The organism is Cryobacterium sp. Hb1 (genome assembly GCF_004403585.1).
GTDB lineage: Bacteria > Actinomycetota > Actinomycetes > Actinomycetales > Microbacteriaceae > Cryobacterium > Cryobacterium lyxosi.
The window spans coordinates 96,841-102,840 of sequence record NZ_SOHI01000014.1; the positions used below are offsets into that span (position 1 = coordinate 96,841).

4 protein-coding genes are annotated in these 6,000 nt (G+C 60.1%); 2 read left to right on the forward strand and 2 right to left on the reverse strand.

The genetic code is table 11. The annotated features are described in order from the left end of the window. Positions 1-310 precede the first annotated feature (310 nt). Positions 311-874 (forward strand): hypothetical protein, encoded by a 564-nt coding sequence (locus E3T38_RS16645; protein ID WP_166805438.1) that lies wholly within the window; start codon positions 311-313, stop codon positions 872-874. A gap of 573 nt (positions 875-1,447) precedes the next feature. Here E3T38_RS16645 and E3T38_RS05565 read toward each other — a convergent pair. Beyond that, complete coding sequence (locus E3T38_RS05565; RefSeq protein ID WP_134546920.1) at positions 1,448-2,362, reverse strand: hypothetical protein; 915 nt, start codon at positions 2,360-2,362, stop codon at positions 1,448-1,450. A 154-nt stretch (positions 2,363-2,516) separates the two neighbouring features. Here E3T38_RS05565 and E3T38_RS05570 point away from each other — a divergent pair, with 154 nt between their 5' ends. After that, a complete protein-coding gene (locus E3T38_RS05570) occupies positions 2,517-3,488 on the forward strand; it encodes a DUF2188 domain-containing protein (RefSeq protein WP_166805439.1) in 972 nt (323 codons plus the stop codon). 868 nt (positions 3,489-4,356) lie between these two features. On the opposite strand, the gene E3T38_RS05585 is transcribed toward E3T38_RS05570, so the two are convergent. Further along, a complete protein-coding gene (locus E3T38_RS05585) occupies positions 4,357-5,100 on the reverse strand; it encodes a hypothetical protein (RefSeq protein ID WP_134546926.1) in 744 nt (247 codons plus the stop codon). Positions 5,101-6,000 lie beyond the last annotated feature (900 nt).

Consider the following 6,000-nt stretch of genomic DNA (forward strand, 5'->3'; position numbering starts at 1 on the left):
GGCGCAGCCGAACTGACCGCCCTCGGCGTGGTGAGGGCCTGCTGCATCGCAGAAGGGGCAGTCGCTCATGGTGTAACTCGGCATATGGAGGATCCTATCGCGCGGGGAGTTAAGAGCCGACGCCCCCCGTTCGGGCAGTCGACCGGTGAATTCCGAACACACGGACGGATGAAGTGCAATCGGCGAAGCTGCTCACTGGCGCGGAGCAGCTTCGCCCACATGCGAGCGCTGAGCGACTTTCAGACGTGCTGTTATGACCACACTTGTTGGCTGAGATCTCTTCGCTGCGCATTCAGCAGGGAGGTCTGACTTGTCAGCTGTTGGTTCGTGCGACTTCCATGGCGGGGCCGGTTCGGCCGACTGTCGCGACCGTGGCACGCTCGACCCTAGGATCGATCACCTAATTGAGGCTGTCCGCGATCTGGCCGTTTCTCGCCTGGACGAACCCGACGGTCTGCGCCCGGTAGTGCTCGTAAGCAGAGAGATTTCCTGGCATCGCCGGTGTGGTGAAGTTGTCGAACGGGGTGAAGAACTCGGCAATCGCATAGTCATGGCTGACCAGGTCTTGCAGGAAAAAGAGGTCAACGTAGCCCTGAAAGTCCTCGAACAGGCGAAAGAAGCCCGCATACCGGAGGAGCGTTTCCTAAAGCGGGCTCGGTGCGCCTTCGTCGTGCCGACGGATGCATTCAAGTATCAAGTCGAATCGATCGCGAATCTGCTGATGCATGCCGCGCGCACCATTGATCGTCGGCTTCCCATCGATCCGATTGCCCGGGAAGAGAATCGCCCCGCCGATCGTGCGACCGATGCGATGGAACGCCGCTCGGTCCTCGACGTCCACCTGAGCGATGATGTCCACCATCCGAATCCATGACGCGAAGGTGTGGATGATCGTGTCGCTTGCCAGGAAGAACTCGCCGAGACCGGAGCGATGATGTAGGTACGCCCCCGGTCTGGACGCGTCCAAGGAAAGTAGTGCGCCGCTGGGCAGCGGTTTGCTCCAGAGGAACTGGTGATAGCGCCGCAATGTCGGACTGTGTTTGTCGGGGTCTCGTCCCCCGGCATCTGAGCGGACGTCAAAAGCAGTGTCGATCACCGGCAGCGCAACCATGCTCGCAACTCTAATTGAGGAGTCCAGAACGTCAGCTCTCTACAGCCACGTTCAGCGGCCACTTCCGCAGGACACGAAACGCAACCGATCGAAAAGTCCCGGGCTTGACCGATGCGATCGGTCCAGCCGCTCTGCCCTCGTTGACAACTCCCCCGCCCAGGACCACCGCGCTCGTTGGCACTGTTGTCATATGAGGTGTTATCGGCGTGCTGCGCCGCCGCGGCATAGGCGTGAGCCGTCTCTGCGTGCGGACTCGTGGCGTCGAGCTACAAGTACGCCGGTAGTCGACATGCGTGACACGCTTGCGAGCCAAGGTCGTTGGTTCTTTGCACGCGCCTATAGAGACAGCTCGCTCTTCAGCCGCTCCGTCGTCCTAGCGCGGAGCACCCCGTCATCCCGCTGCGGTGTTGCTGCGGCGGCGTCTATCAGACCCTGGACCCGGACCTTCACTACGTCAGCGCCGGAGCGCTCCAGGTATCGGATGACGCCGGCATCCAGCAGAGCGACAGAGTCTTCCATAATCTGCGTGAATCTATGCGGGTCCATGTGGCCGGAGAGATGGAATTGCCCGGGGCGCCATTCCGTTGAGCCGCTGAATACCTGCAGCTCGCGGACAGCCCACTCTTTGCCGTGAGCTGCAGCACTGCACACACGCCAATCAGCGGCGAGTTGGTCGGCGCCCAAGCGAACGTTGACGGCGGCGAGCCGGACCATATCCACCATGGCAGGCAGCTTGTCAACCGGCTTCTCGTGGACGGCGTAGTCGGCGGCAGCCGCGGCATGGCGATTGACCCGTTCCATCGTGGAGGTGGTGTCACGGCCTAGGAGAGCCCACGCGTGCTTTTGCTCCGTGAGGTCATGGCGCACCATTCGGATTAAGCGGCCAACGCACTGGTCTACGTCTCGAGCACCGCTCAGCCAGAGTGACTGCGCAGCGCCCTCAAGAGCCGCTCGAACCAGCGTGAATGTCCATCTGAATCCTTCGTGGTTTACCACCCGGACGTCAAGGTGTTGCAAGGGCACGGCATAGTCAGCCCAGGCATTTAGATGCTCGACTGCTGACCTCAGCCCTTCTCGGCACCACTGGCTGCCCGCCTCAGACAGGTACTGGCCATCCACGAGCTCAAATGAGCTGCCTGGGAGCGGTATCGTCACAGCGGCGATGGCGTTGCCCGCCGTACGGATTCGGACGGCAAGTGCCGCCCAATCCTGCATGATCTCAGGGCTAATCGCTACTCGCTCGGTTCTCATTCACTCAAGGTAGAGCATGAGTTGCTGACTGCCAGCGAGGACACGGAGCTGGCCATTGACACTCCTCCGAGTCAGGGTCGACGAGAGACCAAGCCTCTAGCGCACGCGCCCCTTTCGGTGCATACTGCCATCAATCACATGCTGGAGGTGATTGATGGGCAGCATCCGAGTCGTCATATTTGGTGCGCAAGAGGTTGCGTGGGAACTTCGAAGCTCGTTCGGCGCCGACGCGACGATATCTACGCACGCCACGCAAAGAGATGCGATTGCTGCAGGACGGACGAGTCTCATGCCAGCGGGCGGTATGATCGTGGTCTACGGTCTGGACGGGCAAATACGCCGCAATATTCGCGTACCGGAGCGAGAATCATTGGGTACGCGGCCTTCGCCAAACAGCGCGGTGAGCAAGTCGTCGGCCGCCCCCCTCTCGCCGCTCGTCGCCGGAGCCGATATCGCCTCTTCGGTGTGGGCGCATGCCAACGGAGGGACGCACGACGCCAACGAGGACGGTCGTGACGACGGCGAAGTCGCACTGACAAGTCTCCTCGATACGAACGATGGGAGTCCCGCAAACCTCTTTTTCAAAGGAACGGGTCGGGGCATCAATCTCTTGCTGATCCTCCTGCTGCCGGGTCTCGCCGCATTCGTTGGCGTATCGATTCAGGGAACGGAAGTACTCGGCACGACCTACTGGACCGTTTACCTCGCAACGATAGCTTGGTCAGGAGGAATCTCGGTCGCTTCCTTCGTCGGATTTCTTAGCCCGCAGGGATGGGGTGCGGGGCACTATCTGGGAACTATCCTTGGAGGCTTCGCGGTGTCCAGCGGTGTCGCCGGTATTATCGGCGGTTCGACGATAGCGTCGCCAGCGACCTTGGCTTTGCCAGAACTTCATCGCCTCTTGGTAGTGACCCCGAAGAACAAGCAGGGAGGGCTTGCACTCCTGTTCATGATGCTCCTGTTCGTCATCTGGCTCGTGGCGCTTGCAGGCCTGGCCACCTATGGGCCGCTGGGACTGATTCTCGGCGCAGTGGTCGGTGTAGCAATTGGGTGGCAGGCCGCTCACCGTGTCCAAACGGCCCTGTTGAGGCAAGCACAGCAACCACCTGATACTGTGTCGACCTAGTAGGAGTCGCTTCTGTGAACGAACCGCTAGAACATAATTTCGGCGGTATTGTCGGCACGCTCTTCGGTTCGAGTTCGAGTACCCATCGACTCCCTGATGACATCAGCATGTGCCACTCCGGTGGCTGCACAGCTGGGTCGATCTCCAAGCCCTGTCTCAGCTCCCAGGCCGGATTCTGACTTGCCCACGTAGAGCTTGATACCCGATCGTTGCTCGAGACTTAGGTCGCCCCGCGCTTTTGCGGCGTACTGCCCAGGGAGATTAGTTTGGCGGACTATGGGCGGGTAGTTTCCGATGGCGGTGTGGGGCCTGTGGTGATTGTATTCGTGGATCCAGGCCGCGGGCGCTGTAGTCGCACACGTCGGCAATCTGCTGAATCGCGACGGAGTCGTCACGATAACGAGTCGCACCACCGTTGGTTGACCCCAGCGGTTCTGTTCGGGGCCGCCGGCAAGTAGTCGGATGAAGACTCCATCACTAGGCTCGGATCATGCCAATCGTGATGACACCACGACGCCGACAGCTCTCGCTTGCGAGCTCAGCACGGAGCCGTGGCGGGTCCTAGGATGGCTTCGCGCAAACGGCATCCGGTCGGAGGTCGAGCGCTGGCAACGCTGGAGTTTGAGTCCGGCGCAGGCTGATCACGTTCGCCGGCACTTCGGGGAGACGGGGGAGGTTACAGCGTCAACGCCAGAGCCCGGACCAGCGTTCGAGGGAGCAACCTGGACCGTCGGCCAGCTACTTGGTACCTACGCGTCGATCCTCGCTGAGCTGGCATCTTGCGGCATTCAACCACGCCACCGCAAGACACAGCCCTCAAGATCAAAGGCGATGAACGCCCCCACCGATCGTTGGATCGAGGCTTATGCTAACCGTGGCCTTCGCCAGCACTGGACATGACAGCCTTCAGGTCGATCGCATGTTTGGCCGTAAACATCAACACAACACGTTGCGAATTGAGCGAGATTGGAATTGATGATTGGCCATCTCCGGCCGCGATCTCCAATTCCAGCAGTCCGGCCAGGAAGGCATCGTCAGGAGTGTCGCGTACGTAGTTGTACTTGGCGGCGCACAGCGGGCATAGGGCGAGCACGTTCTGGTGATGGGCCCGAGCCCGCTCCGGGAGGAACCGCACGGCCTCGAAGTACCATCGGCTCTTCACTTGGAACGGCAACTCGAGCTGGCAAGCCTGGCGGTGCATCAATCCATCTGCACTTGTGTATTGTCCCGACAGATACTCACGGGCGCGTTCTCTCGTCTCCACGCCGCCGGTCACGACTCGGCGCTGCCGTATCTCGCTAGCAAACTCTGGCGCGGATTCCGCATCAAGACTGACGAGACTGGCCCGCCGTTCCGGATTCTCCGATCCCGAGCTGGGAAAGCTGGCTCGCTGGCGGAACTTGCGCACGCCGTCCGCGAAAAATTCTGCACGATCCTCTACCGAGAGTTTCATGAACTCGTCAAACATTTCTTCGGGCAATCCGAGTGCCATGGCGCTGATCCGCAGCTCATTTTCGACGGCATCGCGAACGCTGGCATCTTGGCCGAAGCCAAGTCGGTTCACGAGACTGCCCTCTTTGGGATGCACCCAGTCGTTCGACAGAGTGTCCAAAGTCATAGCCTGCGGACTCTTGAGCCGCCCCCTACGGTCGCGAATCCAGGCTGTGCCGTCCAGCCGCTGAAAGAGCTGGGAGCGGACGGTGTGGGGGCCTGCGCTGGCATTCAGCTGGAAAACGGCGTCCGCATGCGATGCCGAAAGTGCCGACGACAGGTCCCACAACAGTTTCAGGAGCGGTCTGTCCCGGTTTCGAGGATCTCGTCCAGATCAGGGAGATCCCAGTCGTCGGTCTTCGAGTACTCGCTTTCGCGACCGTTAGCATGCCACTCGTGCTTCAATTCTCTGTTCCGCCAGATTGACTTTTTCGTCAGTGACAGCGAGGTTTTGCACCCTATGCTTGCTGCGAAATCAACCATGCCGACGACAGATTTAAGGTAAAACTTCGACAGCGGATACGGCCCGTCCCGACCCGCATATTGGTCACGTCCCATTGAGTGGTGTGGTTTCCCCGCTTTGAGCGTTGCTTTACCGACGCAAGGAGCCATCGTGGGATGGGTCAGTGAGTACCGACCAAAGCAACTCACGAAAGACACCACACGGTGGCTCGAGACGAATCTGCCCTGCTCAACCTGCTGGGAGAACTCAAACTCACCGATGTCACCGACCGCATCCGGGTCGCGACCGAAACTCTGTATCAAGAACTGATCTAACGCGAGTTGGCGGTCCAAGGAGCAACCCTGGACCCTAAAGAAGTTCTTTTGCGGGGGTGATGGCGGCTGACAGCGACGACTCCGACGTGCGACGGGGTGAACGTAACTCGTCGAGACAACGTGATTCAACAACTCATAGCTGAGCTTGTTAACGCCGACCGAATATAGGGCCAGTATCGCCGACTGAAAACAGGGCCACCAGCCACTATGGAGGGTGATCAATATGGATGATTGGGCGAAGATA